This is a genomic window from Arthrobacter melezitosi (genome assembly GCF_054511055.1).
The window spans coordinates 1-26,393 of the sequence record NZ_JBTNDJ010000025.1 but is presented as its reverse complement, the minus strand read 5'-3'; the positions used below and the strand labels follow the sequence as shown (position 1 = coordinate 26,393).

The window sequence follows — 26,393 nt, the reverse complement described above, 5'->3', positions numbered from 1 at the left end:
GGGGGGGGGGGGAAAAGGGTGTGTGGGGAGAGTGCCCTTGGGGCTCTTTTTGGGCCCCCCGCGCCGGTATCGTCGGTGGAAAGGGCGGATCAGGCGGTGTGGTTCTCGTAGTCGCGGTCGCGGGTCTCGCGGGAGATCCACAGGGCGATGAAGGTCAGGACCGCCGCGATGCTGAGGTAGAGCCCCACCAGGAACGTGCTTCCGTCGGCGACCTTCCACAGCGCGATGGCGACGAAGGAGGCCGGCGCCGCCCCGATGACGCTGGAGAGGTTGTAGGCCACGGCCGAGCCGGTGTAGCGCACGTTCGCCGGGAAGAGTTCGGGCAGGACGGCGGCCATCGGCCCGAACGTCAGGCCCATCAGGATGAACCCGATGATCAGCAGCGCCATGGCACCGGTGCTGCCGGCACCGAACAGCGGCACCCAGGTGAAGCCGAACACGGCGATGCCCGCGGTCACCGCCAGCAGCATCCTGCGGCGGCCGAAGCGCTCGGCCAGCGGACCCGACACCAGCGTGAAGATTCCGAAGAACACCACGCCGAGGATGAGCATCCACAGGAAGTCGCCGCGGTCGATCCCGAGGCCCGGCACGAAGCCCGCCGCGTCGAATTCCTTGCCCGCGGCCTCGGCGCCGGCCCGTGCCTGCTCGACCGTTGCGGGGCTGGTCCCGTAGGTCAGGGTGAAGGAGGTCATCAGGTAGAACAGCACGTAGGTGGCGAACATGATGAAGGTGCCCAGCACCAGGGGCCGCCAGTGCCGGCGGAAGACCTCGCCGAGGGGAAGTTTGACGACCTTGCCCTCGTCCCGGACCTTCTGGAAGGAAAGGCTTTCGATGAGCTTCAGGCGCACGTACAGCCCGACGATCACGAGCACGGCGCTGAGCAGGAACGGAACGCGCCAGCCCCAGCTCATGAACTGCTCGTCGGTCAGGGTGGTGTTGAGCACCACGAAGAGGATGTTCGCGAGGATGAAGCCGATCGGGGCGCCCAGCTGAGGGAAGGTGCCGAAGACCGCGCGCTTGCCCTGGGGGGCGTTCTCGGTGGCCAGCAGCGCCGCCCCGCTCCATTCGCCGCCGAGGGCGAGGCCCTGGAAGAAGCGCAGCACGACGAGCAGCAGCGGCGCGAGGATGATCCATCCGGAGTTTTCCGCCGTCGGGAGCAGTCCGATCAGGAAGGTGGCGATGCCCATGGTGAGCAGGGACGCCACCAGGGTGGCCTTGCGCCCGATCTTGTCGCCGTAGTGGCCGAAGATGATCGACCCGAGCGGGCGGGCCACGAAGGCGACGCCGAAGACGGCAAAGGAGCTCAGCAGCTGGTTCGCCGGGGTGGCGTTGGGGAAGAACAGCGCCGGGAAGACGAGCACCGACGCCGTGGCGTAGATGTAGAAGTCGTAGAACTCGATGGTGGTGCCGATGAGGCTGGCGAAGATGACGCGGCCGCGCGGATTCAGCGGCTTGGTGGCCCCGCCCAGTGCAGCGGGTGATGAAGAGGACATGGTTCGGCTTTCTCTGGCGGGGCTGCGGGCCCAGGAGAGCGGAACTGCCTCCCCTGCGGCCGGATCCAATCGGTGTAACCCGAATATTGGACCACCCCGGTCCACAGTGCGGATAAAGATGTCCACCTGTTGGACACGCACGGCGGAGTGCCCCGCCGGGCGCGGCTCCTAGAGGCGCACGTGGAGCCGGCGGGCCGCCTCGGAGATCGACCCGGTCAGCGACGGATACACGGTGAAGGTGTTGGCGACGTCGTCGACGTGGAGCTTCTTCGTCACGGCGATCGCCAGCGGGAAGATCAGCTCGGAGGCACGCGGTCCCACGACCACCCCGCCGATCACGGTTCCCGACCCGGCCCGCGAGATGACCTTCACGAAGCCGTCCTTGACGTTCATCATCTTCGCCCGGGCGTTGGTGTGCAGGGAGAGCTTGATGACGTCGCCCTGGTACCGGCCCGACTCGATGTCGGCCTCGGTGACGCCCACCGTCGCGATCTCCGGGGTGGTGAAGATGTTCGAGGCGACCTGCTTGAGCTTCAGCGGGGTGACCGTGTCCCCCAACAGGTGCGCGATGGCGATCCGGCCCTGCATGGCCGCGACCGAGGCGAGGGCGAACACCCCGGTGCAGTCGCCGGCGGCGTACACGTTCGGCGCCGTCGTGCGCGAGACCCCGTCCACGACGATGTGGCCGGACTCGGTGAGGGCGACCCCGGCCTCCTCCAGCCCGATGTCGGCGGTGTTCGGCACGGCGCCCACGGCCATGAGGCAGTGGCTTCCCTCGATGACCTTGCCGTCGGAGAGGTGGACCTCCACCCCGGTCGAGGTGCGCTTGACCTTGTCGGCGCGGGTCTTGGAGAGCACCGTCATCCCCCGGTGGAGGAAGACATCCTCGAGGACGGCAGCGGCGTCGGCGTCCTCGCCGGGGAGTACCTGGTCGCGGCTGGAGATGAGCGTGACCTTGGAGCCCAGGCCGTTGTAGGCGGAGGCGAACTCGGCGCCGGTGACCCCGGAGCCCACCACGATCAGGTGCTCGGGGATCTCGGTGAGGTTGTAGACCTGGGTCCAGTTGAAGATCCGCTCCCCGTCGGGCACCGCGGTGGAGAGTTCGCGGGGGTGGGAGCCGACGGCGACCAGCACGGCGTCGGCCTCGATCACCGAGGTCTCCCCCTCGGACACGACCTCGAGGTGGCGGTTGTCAAGGAGCTTCCCGGTGCCGATGATGACCCGCACCCCGTTGCGCTCCAGCGTGGCGCGGATGTCGGCCGACTGCTCGAGGGCGAGCTTCAGGAGTCGCTGGTTGACCTTGTGCAGGTCGGCGGCGACGGAGGTGTCGGTGAAGTTGACCCCGAGGCTGTGGGCGTCGGTGAAGCGGGTCATGGTGTCCGCCGTCGCGATGAGGGTCTTGGAGGGCACCACATCGGTCAGCACGGCCGAGCCGCCCAGCCCCTGCCGCTCAACGATCGTGACGTTGGCGCCGAGGGAGGAGGCGACCATTGCCGCCTCGTATCCGCCCGGGCCGCCGCCCAGGATGGCAATGCGCAGGGAGCTGAAATCGAGTTGATTGGTCACAGGACCTTATTCTTCCCCATCCCGGGCGGCGGCCCAAACGTTTTGGCGGGCCTTCCGGTGCAGGCGCCTGCCCGCCGCCGGGCCCCGGCAGGCCGCGGCAGGACGCGTGCACCGGAAAACGACGGGTGCACCTGAAAGCGACGCGCGCACCCGAAAGCGACGGTCGGACCAGCTAAACCGGGCACATTCGTCGCTTTCGGGTGCGCAGGCCGCTTTCCGGCCCGGCGCCGCCTCCACCACCTCCGCACACCGCGCTGCCCCGGGACGGAGCCGGCCCGTTGGAACGGCTCCATCCCACGCGGTAGGTTTGTGCGGTGACGAATGATCCTTTTGACCTTGCCCGCAGCGCCGCCGAGTACATCGCCGAAAAGACCGGGGTGGATCGGCATGACATCGCCCTCGTCCTCGGCTCCGGATGGGGCGGCGCCGCCGGCCTGATCGGCGAGCAGACCGCCTCCGTCGACGCCGCCGACATCCCCGGCTTCTCCGCCCCCTCCGTCGTGGGACACGTGGGCACGATCAGCTCAGTGCTGACCGCCGGCGGCAAGCGCGCCCTGGTCCTTGGCGCACGCACCCACTTCTACGAGGGCAAGGGCGTCCGCGCCGTCGTGCACGGGGTCCGCACCGCCGCCGCGACCGGCGCGACGACGCTGGTCCTGACCAACGGCTGCGGCGGGCTGCAGGAGCGGTGGACGCCGGGAACCCCGGTGCTGATCAGCGACCACATCAACCTCACCGCCACCTCCCCCCTCGAGGGCGCGACCTTCGTCGACCTCACCGACCTGTATTCGGCCCGGATCCGGAAGATCGCCCTCGAGGTCGATCCGACCCTCGACCAGGGTGTCTACGCCCAGTTCACCGGCCCGCACTACGAAACCCCGGCCGAGGTGCAGTACGTCAAGCGCATCGGCGCCGACCTCGTGGGCATGTCCACGGCGCTGGAGGCCATTGCCGCCCGCCACGCCGGCATGGAGGTCTTCGGCCTGTCCCTGGTCACCAACCTTGCCGCCGGCATCAGCCCGGTCCCGCTGAGCCACGCCGAAGTCCTCGAGGCCGGGCAGGCGGCCGGACCCCGCATCTCCCGGCTGCTCGCCGACATCGTCGCCAAGCTCTAAGCATCCCCCCGGCCCCGACCCACCCAGGCAGGTTCTCCCCATGACGTCCACCGAACAGCAAGTCCTCGTGGCCTCGGCCGAAGCGTGGGCGCAGTCCGACCCCGATCCGCAGACCGCGGCGGAACTTGGGGCCCTTCTCGACGCCGTGCGGCAGGGCGACGGCGCGGCCGGGGCGGAGCTGCGCGACCGGTTCTCCGGCCCGCTGCTGTTCGGCACGGCCGGCCTGCGTGCCGTGCTCGGCGCCGGGCCGAACCGCATGAACCGGGTCGTGGTGCGCCGCGCCGCCGCCGGCGTCGCCGCGCACGCACTGCACCTGGCCGCCGCCGACGGCGGCTACGTGCCGCGTGCGGTGATCGGATACGACGCGCGCCACAACTCGCGGATCTTCGCCGAGGAGACCGCCGCAATCTTGACCGCGGCGGGCCTGGAGACCTTCCTGATGCCCTCGGAGCTTCCCACCCCGGTCCTCGCCTACGCGGTGCGCGCCCTCGAGTGCGAGGTCGGCATCATGGTCACCGCAAGCCACAACCCACCGCGGGACAACGGGTACAAGGTGTACCTCGGCGGCCGCGCCGTCGCCCCGGAGGCCCGCGGGGTGCAGATCGTCGCGCCGCACGACGCCGGGATCGCCGCGCACATCGCGGCGGTGGGCGGCATCGACTCCGTCCCGCTGGCCGCGGAGGGGTGGACCGTGCTGCCCGAAAGTATCGAGAAGGACTATGTCACGGCGGTGGCGGCGCTGGCCGACCCGGCGTTCACCGACCGCGACCTCAACATCGTCCTCACCCCGATGCACGGGGTGGGCGGCCGCACCGCCCGGGCCGTGCTGGCTGCCGCCGGCTTCGACGCGGTGACGCTGGTGGCGCGGCAGGCCGACCCCGACCCCGACTTCCCCACCGTCGCCTTCCCCAATCCCGAGGAGCCCGGCGCCCTCGACCTCGCCCTTGAGACGGCGCAGGAGACCGACGCCGACCTGGTGATCGCCAACGATCCCGACGCCGACCGCGTGGCGCTGGCCGCCAAGGACCCGGAGACGGGCGCCTGGCGGATGCTGCGCGGCGACGAGGTGGGAACCCTCCTCGGTGCGCACCTGGCCGCCCGCGCCACCGCGCAGGGTTCCACCGGCGGCACGGTGTTCGCCAACTCGATCGTCTCCTCGCGCCTGCTCGGCAGGGTCGCCGCGGCGGCGGGCATTCCCCACGTGCAGACCCTGACCGGCTTCAAGTGGATCGCCCGGGTGCCCGGCCTCGGCTACGGCTACGAGGAGGCCCTCGGCTACTGCGTGGCGCCCTCGACGGTGCGCGACAAGGATGGCATCTCGGCCGGGCTCCTGCTCGCCGAGCTTGCCGCGGCCACCAAGGCCGCGGGCAGGACGCTGTTCGACCTGCTCGACGACATCTTCCTCGCCCACGGCCTGCACGCGGCGGACCAGTTGTCCGTCCGCGTCGGAAGCCTTCCGCTGCTTGGGGAGATGATGGCCCGGCTCCGCGCCAACCCGCCGTCGGGGTTCGCCGGCTCGGCGGTGGCAGACGCCGTCGACCTCGCGCAGGGCTCCGACGGCCTGCCCCCGACCGACGGGCTGCTCTACCGGACCGAGGACGACACCCGCGTGATCATCCGGCCCAGCGGCACCGAGCCCAAGCTCAAGTGCTACCTGGAGGTAATCGAGCCGGTCGCTTCCGCCTCCGGTCTCGCCGCGGCGAAGGCCACGGCCCGCGCACGCCTCGAGGCCGTCCGCGCCGACGTCGGAACCGCCCTCGGGCTCTGAACCCGTCATCCCGGCCGGGCCGTGCCGCCCGGAATCCCATCTCGTGAAAAGATAGCCCTATGCCTAGCGAAGCCTCTCTTGCCTCCTATATCGACCACACCCTGCTGAAGCCCGAAACGAGCCGCGAGCAGGTCCTCGCCGTTTGCGCCGAGGCCGTCGAGCACTCCTTCAAGTCGGTCTGCGTGAACCCCATCTGGGTCAGCACCGTGCACACCGCGGTCAAGGACAGCGGCGTCCTGACCTGCTCAGTCATCGGCTTCCCGTTCGGCGCGACCCCCACCGAGGTGAAGGTCTTCGAAGCCAGGGGCGCGGTGGCCGACGGCGCCGACGAAATCGACATGGTCATCGACCTCGCCGCCGCACGCGCCGGTAACTACGAGGCCCTGGTGCTCGACATCCGCGCCGTGGCCGAGGCCGTCCACGAGGGCGGGGCCATCCTGAAAGTCATTATCGAAACCTCCCAGCTGAACGACGACCAGAAGGTCCTCGCCTGCCGGGCGTCGGTCGAGGCCGGTGCCGACTTCGTGAAGACCTCCACCGGATTCAACGGCGGCGGCGCCACCGTCGAGGACGTCGCCCTGATGCGCCGCACCGTTGGACCGGATATCGGAGTGAAGGCCTCCGGCGGGGTACGCACCCTGGCCGACGCCCGCGCCATGATCGACGCCGGCGCAACCCGGATCGGCGCCAGCTCCGGAGTCGCTATCCTTAAGGGTGAACAGGGCGCCTCAGGGTACTGACGGACAGCGCGACCAGCACGATTCCCCTTTCGAAGGAGTACAAATGTCACATTCGGTAGATCCGGGCCAGCCGGCCCCGGACGGCGTCCGGTCCGACCGTGACCAGGCACAGCGCGAGCAGGCCGACAGCGACCGCCTGGACCGTCCCGCCGGCAAGCAGCCGGCCCACGCCGGCGTCGGCCACCTCGGCGAGAACATCCTGGTCTTCGCGGTCATGTTCGTGCTGTTCCTCGTCGGCCTGTGGGCGATCAGCTACTCGAACGGCGAGAACGTCTGGCCCTTCGCCGTGTGCATCGGCCTCGCATTCATTGCGTTCTTCATCCCTCAGGGCATCCTGGGCCGCTCCGACACCGGCGCGGACCTCGCCGCCGGGAACCGCACCAAGGCCAAGAAGCGCTCGGCGGCCGTCGACTCCTAGAGTGCGCCCCTGACCGGGCCGTCCGGTCGCCCGGCAGCGTCAGCAAAGGCCGTCCCACACCAGGGGCGGCCTTTGCTGCGTTCGGGACAAAGGCACCGCCATGCGACCGGCGGGCCCGAAAGCGACGAACGGACCGCATATACCGGGTGCATTCGTCGCTTTGAGGTCCGCCCGTCGCATTGGGGTGCGTCTGCCGCATTCAGCCGCGGCGTCGAGCGGTCCCTACTCCGCGAACACCGTGTCGACGACCTTCTGCGCCCACTCCAGGATCTCGGCGTCCACGAGGTCCCGCCCGCCGATCCGCGCGGTCTTGGGCTTGGGCACCAGCACCGCGTTCAGCGCCGGCTTCACCGAGGCCCCCGGGTACATGCGGTTCAGGCGCATCTGGCGCGATTCGGGCAGATCGGCCGGGGCGAACTTGATGAAGTTGCCCTGCAGGGCAACGTCGGTCAGCCCTGCCGCCCGCGCCGACACCCGGAAGCGGGCGACGGCGATCAGGTTCACCACCGGCGGCGGCAGCTCCCCGTAGCGGTCGGTGAGCTCCTCGACGACGCCGGCGATCGCCTCGTTCGTCGCGGCGCCGGCGAGCTTGCGGTACGCCTCGAGCCGCAGGCGCTCCCCCGGCACGTAGTCGTGCGGCAGGTGCGCGTTGACCGGCAGCTCGATCTTCATTTCGGCGGCCTTCTCCTCGGCCTCGCCGCGGAAGCTCGCCACGGCCTCCCCGACCAGCCGGATGTACAGGTCGAACCCGACGCCCTGGATGTGCCCGGACTGCTCACCGCCGAGCATGTTGCCCGCCCCGCGGATCTCGAGGTCCTTCAGGGCCAGCTGCATGCCGGCGCCGAGCTCGTTGTGGGAGGCGACGGCCTTCAGCCTTTCGAGGGCAACCTCCCCCAGCGGTTTCTCCGTCGGGTACAGGAAGTAGGCGTACGCCCGTTCCCGGCCGCGGCCCACGCGTCCGCGCAGCTGGTGGAGCTGCGAGAGCCCGTAGTTGTCCGCGCGGTCCACGATGAGGGTGTTGGCGTTGGAGATGTCGAGACCGGTCTCGATGATCGTGGTGCACACGAGCACGTCGAAGCGCTTCTCCCAGAAGTCGACGATGATCTGCTCAAGGCGCGACTCGGTCATCTGCCCGTGCGCCACTGCGATCCGCGCCTCCGGCACCAGCTCGCGCAGCTGCGCGGCGGTGCGGTCGATTGAGGAGACCCGGTTGTGGACGAAGAACACCTGGCCCTCGCGCATCAGCTCGCGCCGGATCGCGGCCGAGGCCTGCTTGTCGGTGTACGGGCCCACGTAGGTGAGCACCGGGTGGCGCTCCTCCGGCGGGGTCGCCAGGGTGGAGGTCTCCCGGATCCCGGTCAGGGACATCTCGAGGGTCCGCGGGATCGGGGTGGCGCTCATGGCGAGCACGTCGACGTTGGTGCGCATCTTCTTCAGCGCCTCCTTGTGCTCGACGCCGAAGCGCTGCTCCTCGTCGACGATCACCAGCCCGAGGTCCCGGAAGGCCACCTCCTTGGAGAGCAGCCGGTGCGTGCCGATCACGACGTCGACGGCGCCGGAGGCCAGCCCTTCGACGGTCTCCCGGGACTCCTTGGCACTCTGGAAGCGGGACATCGGCCGGACCGTCACCGGGAACCCCGAGAAGCGCTCGGAGAAGGTCTCGAAGTGCTGCTGCACCAGCAGCGTCGTCGGCACCAGCACGGCCACCTGCTTGCCGTCCTGGACGGCCTTGAAGGCGGCGCGGACGGCGATCTCGGTCTTGCCGTAGCCGACGTCGCCGGAGACGAGCCGGTCCATCGGGACCTCGCGCTCCATGTCGGCCTTGACCTCGTTGATCGTGGTCAACTGATCGGGGGTCTCCACGTAGGGGAAGGCCTCCTCGAGCTCACGCTGCCAGGGCGTGTCGGGGGCGAAGGAGTGCCCGCGCGAGGCCATCCGCGCCGAGTACAGCCGGATCAGTTCCCCGGCGATCTCCTTGACGGCCTTGCGGGCGGAGTTCTTCGTCTTGGCCCAGTCCGAGCCGCCCATCTTGCTCAGCGCCGGGGTGTCCCCGCCGACGTAGCGGGTGACCTGGTCGAGCTGGTCGGTGGGGACGAAGAGCCGGTCCCCGGGGGCGCCGCGCTTGGAGGGTGCGTACTCGAGCACCAGGTACTCCCGGGTGGTCCGGGTGGGCCCGGCGCCGGTCGAGCGCTGCATCAGTTCGACGAAGCGCGCCACTCCGTGCTGCTCGTGCACGACGAAGTCGCCTTCCTTGAGCTGCAGCGGGTCGACGGCGTTGCGCCGGCGGGAGGGCATCTTGCGCATGTCGCGGGTTCCCTGGGCGCTGGTGCGCCCCAGCAGGTCGGCCTCGGTGAGCAGGCCCATCTTCAGGCCGTCGAGGACGAACCCGCGCCCTGCGCGCGCCGTGGTGATCTCGATGATGCCCGGCTGCGGCGGCGCCTCGAGGGAGTCGACCCGGCGGGCCGGGATGTTCGAGTCGGAGAACAGTTCGGCCAGCCGCTTGGCCGGACCCGGGCCTTCGGTGGCGACGACGACCCGCCAGGAGTCGCGCACCCGGCCGCCGAGGAAGTCCATCATCTCCGCGACGTCGCCCTGGTAGCCGCGGGGCTCGCGGGCGTGCAGGGCGAAGCTGTCGACATCGGCGAGGACGTCCTCCCCGGCACCGAGGGAGGTGATGCCCCACCAGGCGACGTCGGAGGCCAGTGCGGTGGCACGTGTGTCGGTGAGCGAGCGGAAGCTCGCGGCCTGCAGGTCGGTGCCGAGGCCGCCGCTGAGGTCGAGCGGGGCGGCACCACCGTCGGAGGCGGTGGACCAGGCCGCGGCGAGGAATTCCTCGTTGGTCGCCGCAAGGTCGTGGGCGCGGGCGCGGACCTTCTCGGGTTCGATGACGACGGCGATGGAGCCGGCCGGCAGCTCCCCGACGAAGGGCACCATGGCGTCCACGAGCACGGGGGCCAGCGACTCCATGCCCTCGACGGCGATTCCTCCTGCGATCTTCTCGAGCATGCCTGCGGCGGCGGGCAGCTGGGGCATCAGCTTCGCGGCCCGGGACATCACGGAGGGGGTGATGAGGATTTCCCGGCACGGCGGCGCGTAGAGCACCGTGGGGTGCTCGTGGGAGTTGAGCGAGCGCTGGTCGGCGACGGCGAACCAGCGCATCGAGTCGATCTCGTCGCCGAAGAACTCGATGCGGACCGGGTGGTCCTCGGTGGGCGGGAAGACGTCGATGATGCCGCCGCGCACGGCGAACTCCCCGCGGTGGGTGACCATGTCCACCCGGGCGTAGGCCGCATCGGCCAGGGACTTCACGACCTCGGTGAAGGCGACCTCGTCGCCGACCTTGGCCGAGACCGGCTGCAGCTCACCCAGGCCCGCCACGAGCGGCTGGACCACGGCGCGGATCGGCGCCGCGATGACCCGCACCGGCGAGCCCCCGGGGTGGGCGAGGCGGCGCAGCACCGACAGCCGGCGCCCCACCGTATCCGAGCGCGGGGAGAGGCGTTCGTGCGGGAGGGTTTCCCAGCTGGGGAACTCCTCGATCTCCCCGTCCGGGAGGTAGCTGCGCAGCGCCGCGGCGAGGTCCTCGGTCTCCCGCCCGGTGGCGGTCACGGCGAGGACGACCGGCACCGAGGAGCCGGTTTCGGCGTCGGCGTCCCGGCGCAGGCCGTCGACCATCTCGGCCAGCAGCGCCGCACGCAGTCCGGCCGGTGCGCCGATCTGCAGGTCGGCGCTGCGCTGGCCGAGCGCTCGCGCGGCGTTGGCGCGCACCCGGGCGTAGGAGGGGTCCTCGGCCAGTGCGGCCCGCAGTCCATTGAGGCTCATGGGTATTGGTTCCTCACATCGGTGACGCGGTGGATGGTGATCGTCCGGCGGCGATCGCGTGCTGGGAATCCCCCGGTGCGGCCGGACGACGGCGGACGCCCGGTATCGGCCACGGCCGGTTTCCCGGCTGCGGGACAGCACGAAGGGCCGGAAATCCCTGAGGGTTCCGGGAGCAGCCCCTCCAGTTTAGCGGCTCCCCCGGCCCGTCACCCGCGCCGTCGGGTCCGGTTCTCCCGCCGGTGAACACGTAGGATGGCACAAGTTACCCACACGCCCCCACCCACGACCCGGAGGAACCATGGCACTGAACGCCTCGACCACTCTCCCCTACGACGCCGCGGCCGTCACCCGCGTGTTCACCGACGAAGGGTTCCTGCAGCACATGAGCCGCCACGTCGGTGGGGCACTCGAGTCCCTCACCGTCGACGGCGACCTCACCGGGCCCTTCACCCTCACGGCCGTGCGCACGATGCCCACCACGCGGCTGCCGGAGATGGCCCGCAAGTTCGTCGGGGAGACACTGCGCGTCACGCAGACCGAGCGCTGGGCCGCACCGGCAGACGACGGTTCCCGCGAGGCGCGGGTGGAGATGACCGTTGCGGGAGTTCCCCTGAACGTCACCGCCGTCCAGCGCCTGATCGCGGACGGGGAAAAGACCCGGGTCGACCTGACGGGCTCCGTCAGCTCGTCGATCCCCTTCCTGGGCGGAAAGATCGCCGGCGCCGCCGAACCCATGATCGGCAAGGCGCTGAACATCCAGGCCGCCGAAGCCCAGCGCTGGCTGGAAACCCACTAAGCCCCGTTCACCCCAACCCGGAAAGACTCCTTCGTGTCCCTGCCTGCCCCGCTTGCCCTCGTCCTGATCCTCTCGGGCGTCTGGACCCTCATCGTCTGGCCCCCGTTCCTGCGCCGGATCCTCAAGGACCCGCGCGCCCGGGACGAAAAGGGAGCGCCGACGCGCTTCCTGACGGTCCACTTCATGCTCATCTCGACCTCGATGATCCTCGGCCTGGCCACGGCGATCATCGGCGTCCGGGCGCTGGCCGGCTAGGGCCCGGACGCCGGTGTGCCGGCCCCGGCCGGGCACACCGGCGAACCGTTCGCCCGGCCGCCCGGGCCGCGGAGCACCACAACTGACAGCGCGAACGCCGGAGGAGCAGCACATCATGAGCGAACGCGGCGGGAGCACCGCCAGGAACCGGGTCCTGCAGCGCTCGAGCTATCCGGAATGGCTGCGGATCAATGAGATCCTCCGCAAGGAGACCGTGGGCGGGATCATCCTGCTCGTGGTCACCGTCGCCGCCCTGGTCTGGGCCAACTCGCCCCTGGCCGGCAGCTACTTTGCGCTGCGCGACTTTGAATTCGGCTACGAGCCGTGGCACCTCAAACTCACCGTCGGTGAGTGGGCCGCCGACGGACTCCTCGCCATCTTCTTCTTCCTCACCGGTCTCGAGCTCAAACGGGAGTTCGTGGCCGGCGACCTGCGCCGGCCCAGCAGGGCCATCGTCCCGGTTGCGGCGGCCGCCGGCGGCGTCGTCGTTCCGGCCCTGATCTACACGGCGATCAACCTCTCCTCGCCCGACACGCTGCGGGGCTGGGCCATCCCGACGGCGACGGACATCGCCTTCGCCCTCGCCGTGCTGGCGGTGATCAGTTCCCACCTGCCCGGGGCCCTGCGGATCTTCCTGCTCACCCTCGCCGTCGTCGACGACCTTATCGCGATCGCCATCATCGCGTTCTTCTACTCCACCGATGTGCACGTGGAGTACCTGCTGTGGATGCTGCTGCCGCTGGCCCTGTTCTGCTTCCTCGCCCAGCGCAACCCGAAATTCTTTGGCCGGCGCCTCCCGGCGGCGTGGCTGATCCTGCTGCCCCTGGGCGTGGCCGCGTGGGCCCTGATGCACGCCTCCGGCGTGCATGCGACGGTGTCCGGCGTGCTGCTGGGCTTCCTGGTGCCGGTGCTGCGCCGCCGGAAGGACGGAACCGTGGAGCCGCCCCGGGCGGGGAAGCCCGGCCTCGCCGAAATCTTCGAGCACCGCTTCCGGCCCCTCTCCACCGGCGTCGCCATCCCCCTGTTCGCCTTCTTTTCGGCCGGCGTCGCCGTGGGCGGCCCCGGAGGGTTCGTCTCGGCGCTTGGCGATCCGGTGACCCTCGGCATCCTCGCCGCCCTCGTGCTGGGCAAACCGGCCGGGATCCTGCTCACCACCTGGGCGGTGACGAAGACCACGAAGGCAAGCCTGGACCCCGGGCTGAGCTGGTGGGACGTGCTCGGGGTGGGGATCCTCGCCGGCGTCGGGTTCACCGTGTCCCTGCTCGTGAACGACCTCAGTTTCGGTGCGGGCAGTGAATCGAACGATCACGCCAAGGTCGCGATCCTCTCGGCCTCGCTGACGTCCGCGCTGCTGGCCACCGTGGTGCTCCGGCTCCGCAATAAGCATTACCGGATGATCGAGGATGAGGAGAAACTCGACCGGGACAACGACGGCATTCCCGACGTCTTCGAGGACAGGGACAGGTAGTTACGGACATGGGGGTCGACATGGGGTTGGACACGGCAGCACGCACCGCGGCAACGGCGGCCGGTGCCGGGCGCGGGCCGGACGTGCCGCTGCTGCGGCGCGGTGATCGACGCCGGAAGGTTGTCCTCAGCCAGAGCGCCCTGTCGATCATCGTGGTGCTGGTGGTTGCGGTGCTGTGGCTGCTCGACCCGGATTCACTCTTCGCCGATCCGCTCTTTCCCGCGGGGATCCTCCTTGAAGCGGGCCTGCTCCTGGTGTGCTTCGTCGTGCCCTGGCAGCGGCTCCCGGCGTGGGTGGCGCTGGGGGTTCCGCTGCTCGATTTCGCGGCCCTCGGGCTCCTGCGCGCCGGTGCGGGCGACTACCTTTCCGGCGTCGGCGTGCTCGCCGCCATCCCCACGGCCTGGATCGCCGCCTCCCGGATTCCGACGACCGCCGCGGCGGCCCTCACGGCCGGTGGCTCCCTGTGCATCGTGTGGGGACCGCTGCTGGCCGGTGGGGGCCGACCCGGTCCGGCCGAGTTCCTTGGGCCGATCCTCCTGCCGGTGGTGCTGACCGGGCTCGCGGCGTTCATCTCCATCCTCACCACCGAACGGCGCGCCCAGCAGGAGGCGGCCACCCGCTCCCAGAGGGCCCTGCGGAAGGCGGCGGCGGAGGGCAGGAACCGCGAACGGCTCCTGGCGGCGATCCTCGACACGGTCGGCGTCGGACTCGTCGTGGTGGACCGGGACGGCCACGACATGTTGATGAACGCCCGCCAGCGCACCTCGCACGGGCTGGCCACCCCGCCCGGCAATTCCGACCCCAATGAGGCGCAGCTGCTCATCTTCGGTCCGGACCGGGAAACCCCCGTCCCGGCCGAGGAGCGGCCGGTGCGGCGTGCGGTGCAGGGCGAAAGCTTCGACGACGTCCAGATCTGGCTGGGCGGCGGGCGCGCCCAGCAGGCCGTCTCGGTGTCGGCGCGGGCCATGACCGACGACGACGGCGCGTTCGCCGGCACCGTCGTCTCATTCACCGACATCACCTCACTGCTCGGGGCGCTGCATGCGAAGGACGACTTCCTCTCGAATGTCTCCCATGAGTTCCGCACCCCGCTGACCTCGGTCCTCGGCTTCCTCGACCTCATTCTGGACCGCAGGGACTCCCTGGAGCCCGACGTGGTGCGCTACCTCACGGTCGCCCGGCGCAACGCGCTGCAGCTCGAGGCCCTCGTTGACGACCTCCTGGCGATCAATGCGGGGACCTTCCGGGTTCGGCCGGTGCCGTGCGACATCGGGGAGCTGGCCGGGGTGTCCATCGCCTCGGCGCAGCCGGCGGCCGACGCAGCGGGGGTCCGGCTGATCAACACCGTTCCAGCCGCCCTGCCCGCCGTGGCGGATCCCGTGCGGCTGGGCCAGGCACTGGACAACCTCATCTCCAACGCCATCAAGTACAACCGGCGGGGCGGCACCATCACCGTGGGCGCGGAGCTCGCCGACGGGTCGCTCCGGATCGGGGTCGAGGACACCGGGATCGGCATCGAGGCCGAGGAGCTCAGCCAGGTGTTCGACCGGTTCTTCCGGTCCCCCGCCGTGCGGATCTCCACGGTGCAGGGCGTGGGCCTGGGCCTGCTGATCACCAAGAGCATCGTGACCGAACACGGCGGCACGATCGGAGCGGTCAGCGAGCCCGGCGAGGGAAGCACCTTCACCATCCTGCTGCCGCAGCCCCGCTGAGGGCGGCCCCGGGAGGGGCAACGGCTAGCTGTTGGCCGCCAGGAGCGACTCCTCGAGGGCGACCCAGGCGAGCATCGCGCATTTCACCCGGGCGGGATACCGGGAGACCCCCGCGAACGCCGCGGCGTCCCCGAGCACTTCCTCATCGGCCGGGACGGTTCCGCGCGAGCGCATCACCTCGCGGAAGGCGTCGATGAGCCGGACCGCCTCGTCCCGCTCCAGTCCCTCCATCAGGTCGGTGAGCACCGATGCGGAGGCCATGGAGATGGCGCAGCCTGCCCCGTCCCAGCTGATCGACGCCACCGAGCCGTCGGCCACGACGGTGCGCAGGGTGATCTCGTCACCGCAGACGGGGTTGAGCTGGTGGGATTCCCCGACGGATCCGGGGCCGGTCTTCTCCCGCAGCCCCGACCCGTGGCGCTCCTTCGCGTGGTCCAGGATGATCTGCTGGTAGAGCTGTTCGAGGTTCGTTGCCATGTCAGCGTGCTCCAAAGAACGAACGGACGCCGGCGACGGCCTTCAGGAAGAAGTCGACCTCGTCCGTGGTGTTGTAGAGGTAGGTGCTGGCGCGGGTCGTGGCCGTGAGCCCGAGCCGGCGGTGCAGGGGCTGGGCGCAGTGGTGGCCCACCCGGACGGCGATGCCCTGCTCGTCGAGGAACTGCCCGACGTCGTGGGCGTGGACGCCGTCGACGTCGAACGCGGCAAGGCCGATCCGCGGGGTGCCCGCGCCCGGCCCGAGGACCCGGATCCCCTCGATGGCCGAGAGTCCCTCCACCAGGCGCGCCCCGAGGACGCCCTCCCAGGCGTCGATGCGGTGCATCCCGGTCTCGGACAGGTAGTTCGCGGCGGCGCCGAGGGCGATCGCCTGGGAGATCCGCTGGGTGCCCGCCTCGAACCGGTTCGGAGCCGGAAGGTACTCGGCCCGCTCCATCGTCACCGTGGTGATCATCGAGCCGCCGGTCAGGAACGGCGGCATAGCGTTCAGCAGTTCCGACCGGCCGTAGAGGCCCCCGATGCCCGTGGGCCCGAGCATCTTGTGGCCTGAGAGGACAAGGAAGTCCACGTCGAGGGCCTTCACATCCACGGGGAGGTGCGGGACCGACTGGCAGGCATCGAGCAGCGTCAGCGCCCCGGCCTCCTTCGCCAGGCGCACCAGCTCGGCCACGGGGCTGATGCTTCCGAGGACGTTGGAGGCGTGGCTGAAGGCGAGGAGCTTCGTGGCCGGGGTCAGGATCGACGCCGCGCCCTCGAGCCGGAGCGCGCCGTCGTCATCGACGGGAAGGAAACGCAGCTCGGCGCCGGTGCGGGCGGCGAGCTCCTGCCAGGGGATGAGGTTGGCGTGGTGTTCCAGCTCGGTGACGACGATGCGGTCACCGGGTCCCACCCGGAACTGCTCCGCCGCCGCTCCCCCGCGCCCGGCGGCGGCGTTGGACATCGCGTAGGCCACGAGGTTGATCGCCTCGGTCGCGTTGGAGGTCCACACTAGTTCGTCGGGGCGGGCATTGATGAACCCGGCGACGGCGGCGCGGGCGGCCTCGTACGCGTCGGTGGCCTCGACGGCGAGGAGGTGGGAGCCCCGGTGGACGGCGGCGTTGCGCTGTTCGTAGAACTCCTGTTCGGCTTCCAGCACCGAGACCGGGTTCTGCGAAGTGGCCCCGGAGTCGAGGTAGACCAAGGGCCGGCCGTTGACCTCGGTGCCGAGGATCGGGAAGTCATTGCGGATCCGCAGCACTTCGGCGTCGGTCAGTCCGGCGTCGGACGGGGTAAGCGTGACGGGCGTTTCAACCACGGGCACGGGAGCTCCTCGGATCAGTCAGTATCCCCTGCGGCAATTACGCAAGGATTCTCTTATCTAATCCTGCCACGGTGCCCGTTCTGCGGCATCCCAGTGGAGCCTAAGAAAAGGCGGCCGCACCGCCCGCGCTATGCCGGCGTCCCCGCGATCGCAGCGACGACTTCGTCCCGGTACCTGCCCGGCGCGTGATGCTCCTGGGCGCGCGCCCGGTCCTCCACCGCCAGAGTGCTCCAGTAGGACCAGTTGTCGGCGATCTCCTCCACGGCCGAGGCAAGGCCGCCGGGATCGTCGGGTGGCACGAAACGGACGCTGCGGTATCCGGTGCCCGCCTCAAGCAGTCCCGGCATCGCCGAGACCACGGCGGGACGGGCGGCGAGCATGGCCTCGATGACGGTGTTGCCGAACGACTCATCGAGCCGCGCCGGGACCAGGACGATATCCGCGCTGTCGACGGATTCCCAGACACTCTCCTTGAATCCCTGCATGCGCACCGATTCCTCGAGTCCTTCGCGGCGGATCCGTTCCAGGACCCCCTGGGCGTAGTCCTCGTTGCTGCCGAACACCGCACCGACGATATCGAGGCTCACCTTCCGTCCCCGGCGTCCGAGTTCGGCCACAGCATCGATGGCGACGTCCACGCCCTTGCGGTGGGAAATCCGGCCGAAGTAGACCAGCCGCACCGGGTCGGCGAGCTCCTCCCGGGGCGGCGTCACCGACGGGGGTCCTGCGACACCGTTATAGACCAGCCGGGCCCGTGCGGCCTTCTTCGGCAGGGACTGACCCAGCACCTTGAGGGTGTAGCGGCTGTTCGCCACCACCTCCGGGGAAAATAGGAGCGGCAGGGCCAGCAGGTGCCGGACGATGAGGCGCACGTGGCCCTCCGCCTCGTGGACGTGGACGAGTACGCGGCGGCCCGTCAGGCGCGCGATGATGGGCCACCAGGGAATGCTGACAGTGCTCACGTACACCACATCGGGCCGGTTCCGGGCGAGAAAACCAGCGATGGCCCCCACCGACCGGAGGCTCTGGACGACGACGGAGAACACGCCCCGAACGGTGAGGAGGCTGCTGCGCAGCACCAGCGTCGGCACCACCACCGCATGGGCTCCCCGCGCGCGGATGTGGGGCAGCAGCGGCCCGTCGGCCGGGACGACAACGCTGACCTCCGCTCCCGCCGACACGAGCCCCTCGACGGTCTCGAGCATCATCCTGTCCGAGCCGTAGAGGTCCGCCGATGGATGGGCGATGGCAATCTTCCGTCCAGTTAGGTCCATGGAACCCTAGGCTAGCGCGTCGGGGCGGATCTGACTTCCCGCCGCTGGGCAATACCGAACCATGGATCTAGCGTTCCCACGGTGCCCTCCTCAGGCTAGGCTGGGGGTGGCGGCGCTCACATCGACAATGGCCTGTTCGATGCCGTCAACTCGGACGCCGGGGGTATTTATGATCGAGCAGGATCGGCGGGACCGTGGCCGACAGCTTGGCTACCGTGCTGTCGCACTCGGCTCCGTCGTGGTCCTGTCGGCCTTCGGTCTCCTGTCGGCGCAGAGCCCGTTCGACACCAGCGCGGCCGACACCGGGACGATCGCGGACCTCAGCAGCCCGCCATCCGGGCAGGAGAAGCGCCACAAGGGCGGTGCGGCGCCCGTGGGCACGACGTCGTATGCCATCCCCCAGGATGCGCTCTTTGTCGCCGGTGACGGTATCGACACGGCACCCGGGACGCAGGACGCCCCCCTGAAAACCATCAAGGCGGCCGTCGCCGCGGCCGCCAGCGGGCAGACCATCGTCGTCCGGGCCGGTTCGTACCATGAGGGGGTGCTCATCCCCGAGACCAAGCGGATCACGCTCCAGGCGTTTCCCTCTGAGGAAGTGTGGCTCGACGGGAGCATGCCGGTGAAAGGCTTCACGCCGGAGGGACAGGCGTTCGTGGCCGAAGGGTGGACGCCCGAATTCGACTCCAGTCCAACATACTCGTGGGGCGAGCCGGACGGCACAAGGCCGGGCTGGACGTTCATCGACGCCGACCACCCCATGGCCGCCCATCCGGACCAGGTGTGGATCGATGGCGAGGCGCAGCGGCAGGTGGGTTCTCCGGCGGAACTGACCACCGGTTCCTTCTTCGTCGATTATGACAGCGACCAACTGTTCCTTGGCTCGGACCCTTCCGGCAGGGAGGTGCGGGCGAGTTCCATTGCCAAAGCAATCTCGGTCCAGTCCTCCGGGTCCGCGATTAAGGGGATCGGTGTCCGCCGTTTCGCTCCGTCGGTTCCGCACATGGGCGCTGTGACGCTCGAGAGCAGCGAGATCTCGGTCAAGGACGTCGTCATCGAGCAGACCTCCACCACAGGACTTGCGGTGTCCGGCGCCAATGTCCGCCTCGAGGGAATCACGCTCACCTCGAACGGCATGCTCGGTGCATCCGCCACCTATGCGGACGGGCTATCCGCCGTCAATCTCAAGGTGACGGGCAACAACATCGAGGGGTTCAACCATTCCCCGGTGGCCGGCGGCTTCAAGATCGGCCGGACCCGGACGGCGCACGTACAGGACAGCGTCTTCAAGGCGAACAACGGCACAGGGCTCTGGTTCGACGAATCGGTGTTCGACCTGACCGCTTCGGGCAACGAGCTCATTGGAAACCGTGGACACGGCATTTCGGTCGAACTTTCCGCCCGTGCCGTCATTGCAGGCAATGTCATCGCAGAGAACGAGGGCCATGGCCTGAAGATCAACGGTACGAGCGATGTCGAAGTGTGGAACAACTCGTTGATCGATAACGGACGTCCGATCAACATCGTGCAGGACGCCCGACGGGCGTCGGATCCCGCTCAGCCGGGACACGACCCGCGCCAGGACTTCCCCGACCCGACAATGACCTGGATCAATGGGCCGGTGGCGCTGCGGAACAACGTCATCAGCGGAACCACGGGCAATTGCCTCCTCTGCGTCGAAGACTACTCCCGCGAATTTTCAGGCGAAGACATGGGAGTGACGACGTCGGGAAGCGTCTTCCACCGCGACTCGGGCTCTACTCCAATCTGGCTTGTGATCTGGTCGCGGGGCGCCGAGGATCCGGCAGTGTACAAGAACCTCGGCGGCTTCCGGACCGCGACGGGACAGTCGATGCACGACATCGAATTGACCGGGGCCGAGGTGGCGGATCCGGTGACCTTCCGGATCGTTGACACCGTGCGGTCGATGGTCATAGCCCAGCCGCTGCCCGACCGGATCGCCGCGTTGCTCCGCGTCCCGTCGGGAACCCTCCTGGTAGGGCCCGTCAGCGGCTGACCCGCGGGCCATCGGCCACAGGGAGGCGCAGTGGCTGCCTTGGCTCCGGGTCCTCCCGCCGCGGCGGGACAAAGGTTGAGGCAAGGGCAAGGAAGATGATGAAGTTGACGCTGGAGTCAAGAAGCCCGGTCTCCAGAAACGACCCGATCAGGAGAAAGACGAGGACTGCAAGGGGCAACGCATTGTCCCGTCCGCCTCGGAGGTTCGTCACCAGAACCGCTGCGGCCAGCACGGCCAGGAGGGCGGTGCCGATAAGGCCCGTCTGGGCAAGGGCGGAAACCCAGGTGGAATCGAGCACCTGCTCGTTCCAGTACTGGCCCCGCACGTTGACCGTCTTGACCGACAACCCCGCGCCGACCCACTTCTGCAACAGTTCGAACGGAGTCGAGAGCACAACGTCCCACGCGATGGTTCGCGAGTTGAGCGTGGTATTGGACGCGCTGTCCTCCCGGTTGACGAGCGACTCGAAAAAGGTGGTGTACACGGCAAACACCACCAGCGCCGGAATGATCATGACGAGCACGACGGCGATGTACCGCTGGATCCTCTGCACGCTGAGGACGATCACGACAAGCGCCACTGCCATGCCGAGCAGCGCGGTCCGGGACTGGGTTGCGATGCAGGCGAGAGCGTAGAAGCATGCCGCGATATTGACGCCGGCCGCCGCACGGCCTGAGATGACCCGGTGGATCGCCGCAAGTGCGGGAACCGCACAGAGGACAACGAGCCCGTTGGGGCTGATCGGAAGGAGGGTTCCCTCCAAGCGGCCACCGGATGCAAGGGTGCCGATGCCGGTGACGGCCAGGACCCCGCCGACAATTCCGGTGGCAATAACCAATTGCAGAAGGACCTGTTGCCGCGGAAAGATCGAAACCAGCAACACCACCGTTACCGCAAGGAGAAGGATTCGTACCGCCAGGACTGCGGAGGCAAGGGTACCACCGGACGACAACGCTCCGATCATGGAAACCGCCAGCACGGCAATCACCACCAGGAAGGGCCCGCCGGCAACTGGATAAGCCGTGGGAGCTGCCCTTTTCAGGAGCAGGGCGATGGTGAGGGCAATCCCCTGAAGCACCGCCTTGGCCACGACGACGGCATCGACAGCGCCCTCAAAGTAGACACCCTTCCGCCATGAGGTGACGCTGACGATGAGGATGATCCAGATCACGACTGCAGTGGCAGTGTGCGGCTTCGTCTCAGCCACGACCGGTGGTCCGCACCTTCGCGTGGCTCCGTCCCCCGCCTCCCGCCCGTCGCGGTCCCCCGAAAAGCACCACACCCAGCGGTTCCGTACGGACCGCCCGAAGCTCCCGGATGCAGTCGTGGAGGTCCGCTGTGCGGGTGCCGTAGGGCACCAGCACCAGTGCCGCCTCCGACACCATCGCAACAGTTGGGGTCGTCAGCGGGTGCGAGTCGTACGAGGTTCGAACAAGCGTGACATCGAAGGATTCGCTCAGTTCCTTCAGGATGCTCGCTCCTTGGCGCGCAGCCTGTGACCGGCTGATCCTGCCCGCCGCGGTTCCGATGGGGATTCGGTAGGTTGCACCATCCCCGGCGAGGGAAACGACATCATTCAACGTGGTCTCTCCCAGGAGGACCTCCGAGAAACCGGGTCCCGCCTCCGGCACCTCCGAGCCTGTCCCGTCCGACCGGACACGCTGGTCCGCCCAGTCGATGAAACAGGTCCGGGCGCCGGAATCGGAGATGCAACCGGCGAACTGAAAACCGAACGCGTCATACGCGTCTTCCTGCTGCCCGGCCGACGTCACCATGAGGAGCTTGGGCAGCTGCCCGCCACGCCTGATGAGAAGAGCGGTCAGCAGTTCCCGGTACTGGCGGGCGGCCTGCTGGGAGGACACCCCGTGGGAGGCACTTTCGGGGACGGTACCGATCATTTCGACGCCAAGCGAACGGGGTATGTCCCCACTATGACGGACCCTGCGTCCTGCGGATCCGAGCAGGAGGGCAGCGATCACTCCTACGGCGAGCCCGGCCAGCAGACCGATCGCGAGGTTCAGGACAGGGTTGGGAACCGAGGCCACACCGGGTGCGACGGCGGGCACGGTGACGAATGCTTCAACGGCCGCATTCCGGGTGGTGTCGCCCCCTTCCAGCTGCCTGATGACGTCACGCAGGTTCTGGGCCACCAGGTTGGCGAGCGTGGCTGAATCTTCCGGAGTTCCGGCCGACGCGGTGACATTCACGTACACCGTCTCTTCGGGGTTGCTCGCGCTCACCCGCTTCTTCAGTTCGGACAGAGTAAGGGATGACGGGTCCAGCTCCTGCAGCACCGGGTTGAGCACCTGGGGACTGTAGACGAGGTCGGGGTACGACTTCACCCGTTGCAGAACGAACTGCGAGTTCTCGTAGCTTGAACTGGCGGCCGAATCGGCCCGGATAAACAGGACAGCCTGTGCCTCGAATTTCGGCGGAATGAATCCGGTGACAACGCCGGCGGCGATCACGCCGCATAATGCCGAGACGAGGATCAGGACCCAACGGCGCCGGAAGATGCGCAGGTATTCGTTCAGCTCCACGACTTCACCTCCCTGTACCACTTCGGCAGGGCGAGTGCCAGGAAGGCGGCGTTGCCGAGCATGAGCAGGGTGTAGGCACCGACGAATGCAGGAGGGACGAGTAGCAATAAGAAAAAGACAGACAGCAGACCGAAGTCAGTCGGCAGCACGGCGAGTGAATACAGGAGCGACGACGTCGACTTCTCCGCCGCGGGCGCACTGCTTCTGGTTCGGTGCGCCCTTCTGAGTTGGTCGATCAGGAGCGACGAAAAGAAGTGGACCGTATCCAACACCTGGAACATCAGTGGGACGATCAACCAGGCGATGTTGAGGTCGAGGTAGCGCCACCAGCAAATCAGGACACAGAGGTGAAGACTCCCACTCTTGAAGGCATCCACCGTGTGGTCCAGCCATTCACCGGCCGGGGACCCTTTCCCGGTCAGCCGCGCGAGCTGTCCGTCCGCGGAATCGAGCGCATACCCCAGCGCAAGCAGGGCGGTGATCAGGACAGCGGTGCCGGACGTCGGATCCGTCAGGATCAGAAGCGCCAGCCCGGAAAAGGTGGCGAGAGCACTGAAAACCGTCACCTGGTTCGGAGTAAGGCTGCGCGAATAGGCGGCAGCCGCGAGGATCCTGCCCAATGGTCGGTTGATGTACCGGGAGTAAGCGGGAGCCCCCTTCGAAGTTTTCTGCGCACCGGCGAGGGAATCCAGTGCTTCACGAAAATCCAATTGCGCCCCAGGTCGCATTGTCATCACGGCCCTCCATGGTGTGTTGTGCCGAACGTTGGATGTTTGGATCGCTGCTGATGTGCCTCTCCCGTCACGGGTGGCGCTTTGGGCCTAGACATGAGCCTCCGATTTCCTTCTTTGCGGAGCGGAGGCCGCCGTGGAGGAGTGCTCGGTGTGGCGCTTCAGGACGAACAATCGAAGAACCAGGGCACCGACCAGTGAGCCGACCCCCGCGCACAGCGGAGCGAGGACGAAAGAGCCCGACAGGGCAACCACCACCGTGGCGAGAGCCAGCGACAGGAGGGTCTCGGTCAGGCGGACACCGAACACTGTCGCTGCACTGCCGCGTACGGCCGCGAGCGAGCCGTAAGGGATGCTTGCCCCGACCCCGAGGGACAGGAACAACCAACCGGTTACGGCCACCGGATCCGGCGTCCGTCCTGTGAGCAGTGGCCCGGCCACCGGCAGCAGGAGGAGTGCGGCGGCTGAACCGAGGACCGTAAATACGGTGAGCGAAATTACCGCCCGGTCGGCACGGCCGACGAGTTCGGAAAGGGGCCTGGACGCATCCCGGGCATAGGAGGGAAGCAGGAACGAAGCGAAGCTTCCCACCAGGAGCAGTGCCGGTGCGGCATAGATGCGTGCCACCTCCAACTCGCCCGCGGCGGCAAGACCGATGAGGAAGATGACGGCAAATCGGATACTTGCCAGCAACGCGGGCCTCAGGCCCTGCTGCGCTGCCCGCCAGGCACCGAAGCCCGCCACTTGGCGTAAAGCCGGTTCGCCCATGGGGACGACATAGCGTTCCGACCGCGGCAGGAGCAGAATCCCGACGATTGCTCCGGTTGCCTGTCCCGCGAGGATGGCCACCAGGAAATCCGGGAGCTGGAACCCGTCGCGGCCGAGAACGAGGAGAAGGACACCCATCCCGACGATCACGGAGAGGTCAACCACCGTAACCCTCCCGAACTTCAGGTTGATCATCGATAAGCGCCGCACGATCTCTTCGCTGATGAAGGCGAAACAGGCCAGTCCCAGAAGAACGGACAACCCTCCATCGGTGAAACCGGTGAGGAAGCCCGCTCCCGCTGTGAGGACCGCCACGGCGCCGGTCAGGACGAGGAACCACACCTGGAGGGCTGCCCGGATCGACCGTACGCTGCGGTCCAGAACGGTCATGCTGTCCCCCACGAAGCCGGTGACAAGACCGGCCCCGAGGACGAAGAACCCGTAAAAAAGGCTGAGCAGCCCGACACTGGGGAGGTCCATCGTCCTGCTTGCGACCAGGATGAGCAGCATGCTGCCCACCGCCTGGGTGCACTGCGCGGTTGCCGCCAGCCCCGCAGGGAGCATGCGCTTCAGGGCGGCCATCATGGGATCGACCCGACGGGGGTTGCAAGGTCGATGGAGCGCCCGGTGAGGGTACCCCGCAGCAGCATGGCGCACTGACTGCGGGAACCATGACAGCTGTTCATGCGCGACCGATCTTTCAGTCCGCCCGAATAGGACGGACAAACTAGGGCAAGCGTAGATATAGACGCAAGCGGAAACACGAGTAGTGCCCACCCCGAAATACGGCTGTACAGCCGGAGCGTGCAGGTGTATGCGATTGCAGTCCGGGAGAGCCGAACGGGTTCTTTCGTCATCGCTCCCCTCGGCCGGCTGAGCGTGCCGAGGGGAGCCGACGACGGCCGGGGGCGGACCACCGTTGCGGAACCGCTCCTCAAGGCTTTTCCTTGCCCGAACCGCCGGACCGTCGCCTATTGAACAAGGAAGTCATCGAGCCGTACCTGCAGTGGGGCAATAGTCGCCGACCCGGAAAGGTAGGCGGTCACCAGCACCGATCCTGCCTTCTGCAGGGCCGGTTCGGAGTCGGTTCTCGAGACCTGCCAGGTGGCAGGTTCGGTGGTCCCGACCTTCCACACCTTCGCCTGCACCGTCGCCGGAGCGGTACCCGAGACCCGCACCCGCACGTTGTAGGTGTCTGCCACACTGAAGGTGAGGGGCGACAGCGAGGCACTCCCGAGGGAGGTTGTCGTCCCATTAACGGCCTTCTCGGCGAACAGCGTCATCGCACCGGTTGCCGAGATACCGACCTTCGCCCTGTACTCCCCCGCTCCCGTGACATTGCGGCCGACCACCGTCAGGTAAGCGCCACCCCCGTTGGGCGCCTTGTCGAGCTTCGTCGTGAAGCGGGTGTCGGTGGTCAGCGAGGATACGCCGTCCAGCCGCACGGTGGCGCTCGAGCTTGCGGCCGGGAGGGTCATGAGACCTGCGCTTCCGTCGACGGAGTACTTGCTTGTGGTTCCTGAGACGGTCCAGGCCCCGCCGACATCGGCGGCGCCCCAACCACCGGTGACGGTCCGGCCAAAGGCGTCCCGTGCCAGTTCGGCCGCCGGCCCTCCGTCGGAAGTCACCGTCACGTCCCGGGAGGTCGAGTTGGTCGCCCCCGCGTCGTCGGTGACCGTCAGCTTCACCGCATAGGTCCCCGCCGCGGCGTAGGTCTTCGACGCCTTCACCCCGGTCCCTGTCGTCCCGTCGCCGAACTCCCAGGCGTAGGAGGCGATGGTGCCGTCGGGATCGGTCGACGTCGAACCGTCGAAGGAAGCCGCCAGCCCGGTGGCCGTGTGCGTGAACGCCGCGGTGGGCGGAGCATTCGCAGGAGGAGCCGCCGCGACCGTAATGGTCTTGGAGGTCGAGTTGGTCGCCCCCGCGTCGTCGGTGACCGTCAGCTTCACCGCATAGGTCCCCGCAGTCTCGTACGTCTTGGAGGCCTTCACCCCGGTCCCTGTGGTCCCGTCGCCGAACTCCCAGGCGTAGGAGGCGATGGTGCCGTCGGGATCGGTCGACGTCGAACCGTCGAAGGAAGCCGCCAGCCCGGTGGCCGTGTGCGTGAACGCCGCG

Annotated in this window: 20 protein-coding genes; 9 read left to right on the top strand and 11 right to left on the bottom strand. The window is 68.5% G+C overall.

Going from position 1 to position 26,393, the window contains the following annotated elements; genetic code table 11:
- Positions 1-89 precede the first annotated feature (89 nt).
- The gene (locus ACX80W_RS16035) at positions 90-1,493 is read right to left on the bottom strand and encodes an MFS transporter (RefSeq protein ID WP_459285042.1); all 1,404 of its coding nucleotides are present in this window, start codon (positions 1,491-1,493) and stop codon (positions 90-92) included.
- A 168-nt stretch (positions 1,494-1,661) separates the two neighbouring features.
- Positions 1,662-3,059, bottom strand: a complete 1,398-nt coding sequence (locus ACX80W_RS16030; RefSeq protein ID WP_459285040.1) for an NAD(P)H-quinone dehydrogenase — start codon at positions 3,057-3,059, stop codon at positions 1,662-1,664.
- A 314-nt stretch (positions 3,060-3,373) separates the two neighbouring features.
- On the opposite strand from ACX80W_RS16030, the gene ACX80W_RS16025 reads away from it, so the two are divergent.
- From ACX80W_RS16025 to ACX80W_RS16010, 4 genes are read left to right on the top strand one after another with little or no spacing between them, the layout of a single operon-like run.
- Positions 3,374-4,174 (top strand): purine-nucleoside phosphorylase, encoded by an 801-nt coding sequence (locus ACX80W_RS16025; protein WP_459285038.1) that lies wholly within the window; start codon positions 3,374-3,376, stop codon positions 4,172-4,174.
- Between the two features lie 40 nt (positions 4,175-4,214).
- Positions 4,215-5,942 carry a phospho-sugar mutase gene (locus ACX80W_RS16020; RefSeq protein WP_459285036.1) on the top strand — a complete coding sequence of 576 codons (1,728 nt, stop codon included), beginning with the start codon at positions 4,215-4,217 and terminating at the stop codon, positions 5,940-5,942.
- A 59-nt stretch (positions 5,943-6,001) separates the two neighbouring features.
- Positions 6,002-6,682 (top strand): deoxyribose-phosphate aldolase, encoded by a 681-nt coding sequence (gene deoC / locus ACX80W_RS16015; RefSeq protein WP_459285035.1) that lies wholly within the window; start codon positions 6,002-6,004, stop codon positions 6,680-6,682.
- A 43-nt stretch (positions 6,683-6,725) separates the two neighbouring features.
- Positions 6,726-7,100: a hypothetical protein gene (locus tag ACX80W_RS16010; protein WP_459285034.1), complete on the top strand. Its 375-nt coding sequence runs from the start codon at positions 6,726-6,728 to the stop codon at positions 7,098-7,100.
- Between the two features lie 222 nt (positions 7,101-7,322).
- On the opposite strand, the gene mfd is transcribed toward ACX80W_RS16010, so the two are convergent.
- Complete coding sequence (gene mfd, locus ACX80W_RS16005; RefSeq protein WP_459285032.1) at positions 7,323-10,922, bottom strand: transcription-repair coupling factor; 3,600 nt, start codon at positions 10,920-10,922, stop codon at positions 7,323-7,325.
- 298 nt (positions 10,923-11,220) lie between these two features.
- Between mfd and ACX80W_RS16000 the strand changes: the two genes are divergently transcribed.
- From ACX80W_RS16000 to ACX80W_RS15985, 4 genes are all read left to right on the top strand, one after another.
- Positions 11,221-11,718 carry a DUF2505 domain-containing protein gene (locus ACX80W_RS16000; protein WP_459285030.1) on the top strand — a complete coding sequence of 166 codons (498 nt, stop codon included), beginning with the start codon at positions 11,221-11,223 and terminating at the stop codon, positions 11,716-11,718.
- 33 nt (positions 11,719-11,751) lie between these two features.
- Positions 11,752-11,973: an SCO4848 family membrane protein gene (locus ACX80W_RS15995; RefSeq protein ID WP_459285029.1), complete on the top strand. Its 222-nt coding sequence runs from the start codon at positions 11,752-11,754 to the stop codon at positions 11,971-11,973.
- A 115-nt stretch (positions 11,974-12,088) separates the two neighbouring features.
- Positions 12,089-13,441 (top strand): Na+/H+ antiporter NhaA, encoded by a 1,353-nt coding sequence (gene nhaA / locus ACX80W_RS15990; RefSeq protein WP_459285027.1) that lies wholly within the window; start codon positions 12,089-12,091, stop codon positions 13,439-13,441.
- An 8-nt stretch (positions 13,442-13,449) separates the two neighbouring features.
- Complete coding sequence (locus ACX80W_RS15985; protein ID WP_459285025.1) at positions 13,450-15,153, top strand: sensor histidine kinase; 1,704 nt, start codon at positions 13,450-13,452, stop codon at positions 15,151-15,153.
- A gap of 24 nt (positions 15,154-15,177) precedes the next feature.
- On the opposite strand, the gene sufU is transcribed toward ACX80W_RS15985, so the two are convergent.
- The 3 genes from sufU to ACX80W_RS15970 all read right to left on the bottom strand — a co-directional run bounded on the left by sufU (position 15,178) and on the right by ACX80W_RS15970 (position 18,222).
- Entirely contained in the window at positions 15,178-15,630 is a 453-nt protein-coding gene (gene sufU / locus ACX80W_RS15980) for a Fe-S cluster assembly sulfur transfer protein SufU (RefSeq protein ID WP_459285023.1), read from the bottom strand.
- A gap of 1 nt (position 15,631) precedes the next feature.
- Complete coding sequence (locus ACX80W_RS15975) at positions 15,632-16,948, bottom strand: aminotransferase class V-fold PLP-dependent enzyme (protein WP_459285021.1); 1,317 nt, start codon at positions 16,946-16,948, stop codon at positions 15,632-15,634.
- Between the two features lie 128 nt (positions 16,949-17,076).
- Positions 17,077-18,222, bottom strand: coding sequence for a glycosyltransferase family 4 protein (locus tag ACX80W_RS15970; protein ID WP_459285019.1), 1,146 nt, complete (start codon positions 18,220-18,222; stop codon positions 17,077-17,079).
- A 169-nt stretch (positions 18,223-18,391) separates the two neighbouring features.
- Between ACX80W_RS15970 and ACX80W_RS15965 the strand changes: the two genes are divergently transcribed.
- Entirely contained in the window at positions 18,392-20,239 is a 1,848-nt protein-coding gene (locus tag ACX80W_RS15965) for a right-handed parallel beta-helix repeat-containing protein (protein ID WP_459285017.1), read from the top strand.
- Here ACX80W_RS15965 and ACX80W_RS15960 read toward each other — a convergent pair.
- From ACX80W_RS15960 to ACX80W_RS15940, 5 genes are all read right to left on the bottom strand, one after another.
- Positions 20,229-21,446: an O-antigen ligase family protein gene (locus ACX80W_RS15960; RefSeq protein ID WP_459285015.1), complete on the bottom strand. Its 1,218-nt coding sequence runs from the start codon at positions 21,444-21,446 to the stop codon at positions 20,229-20,231. The genes ACX80W_RS15965 and ACX80W_RS15960 overlap by 11 nt on opposite strands.
- Positions 21,439-22,779 (bottom strand): Wzz/FepE/Etk N-terminal domain-containing protein, encoded by a 1,341-nt coding sequence (locus tag ACX80W_RS15955; protein ID WP_459285013.1) that lies wholly within the window; start codon positions 22,777-22,779, stop codon positions 21,439-21,441. The genes ACX80W_RS15960 and ACX80W_RS15955 overlap by 8 nt, the downstream gene beginning before the upstream one ends.
- A complete protein-coding gene (locus tag ACX80W_RS15950; protein ID WP_459285011.1) occupies positions 22,770-23,513 on the bottom strand; it encodes a CDP-alcohol phosphatidyltransferase family protein in 744 nt (247 codons plus the stop codon). Before ACX80W_RS15950 ends, ACX80W_RS15955 begins: the two co-directional genes overlap by 10 nt.
- Positions 23,514-23,600: 87 nt before the next feature.
- Complete coding sequence (locus ACX80W_RS15945) at positions 23,601-24,863, bottom strand: hypothetical protein (RefSeq protein WP_459285009.1); 1,263 nt, start codon at positions 24,861-24,863, stop codon at positions 23,601-23,603.
- A gap of 386 nt (positions 24,864-25,249) precedes the next feature.
- The coding region (locus ACX80W_RS15940) for a PKD domain-containing protein (protein WP_459285007.1) at positions 25,250-26,393 on the bottom strand (1,144 nt) is incomplete at its 5' end.

Coding starts and splice junctions, on each gene's coding strand:
- ACX80W_RS16000 (WP_459285030.1), top strand. CDS start 11,221: ATGGCACTGAACGCCTCGACCACTCTCCCCTACGACGCCGCGGCCGTC.
- ACX80W_RS15970 (WP_459285019.1), bottom strand. CDS start 18,222: ATGGACCTAACTGGACGGAAGATTGCCATCGCCCATCCATCGGCGGAC.
- ACX80W_RS15950 (WP_459285011.1), bottom strand. CDS start 23,513: ATGACAATGCGACCTGGGGCGCAATTGGATTTTCGTGAAGCACTGGAT.
- ACX80W_RS15945 (WP_459285009.1), bottom strand. CDS start 24,863: ATGATGGCCGCCCTGAAGCGCATGCTCCCTGCGGGGCTGGCGGCAACC.
- ACX80W_RS15965 (WP_459285017.1), top strand. CDS start 18,392: ATGATCGAGCAGGATCGGCGGGACCGTGGCCGACAGCTTGGCTACCGT.
- ACX80W_RS16010 (WP_459285034.1), top strand. CDS start 6,726: ATGTCACATTCGGTAGATCCGGGCCAGCCGGCCCCGGACGGCGTCCGG.
- mfd (WP_459285032.1), bottom strand. CDS start 10,922: ATGAGCCTCAATGGACTGCGGGCCGCACTGGCCGAGGACCCCTCCTAC.
- ACX80W_RS15985 (WP_459285025.1), top strand. CDS start 13,450: ATGGGGGTCGACATGGGGTTGGACACGGCAGCACGCACCGCGGCAACG.
- ACX80W_RS16020 (WP_459285036.1), top strand. CDS start 4,215: ATGACGTCCACCGAACAGCAAGTCCTCGTGGCCTCGGCCGAAGCGTGG.
- nhaA (WP_459285027.1), top strand. CDS start 12,089: ATGAGCGAACGCGGCGGGAGCACCGCCAGGAACCGGGTCCTGCAGCGC.
- sufU (WP_459285023.1), bottom strand. CDS start 15,630: ATGGCAACGAACCTCGAACAGCTCTACCAGCAGATCATCCTGGACCAC.
- deoC (WP_459285035.1), top strand. CDS start 6,002: ATGCCTAGCGAAGCCTCTCTTGCCTCCTATATCGACCACACCCTGCTG.
- ACX80W_RS16035 (WP_459285042.1), bottom strand. CDS start 1,493: ATGTCCTCTTCATCACCCGCTGCACTGGGCGGGGCCACCAAGCCGCTG.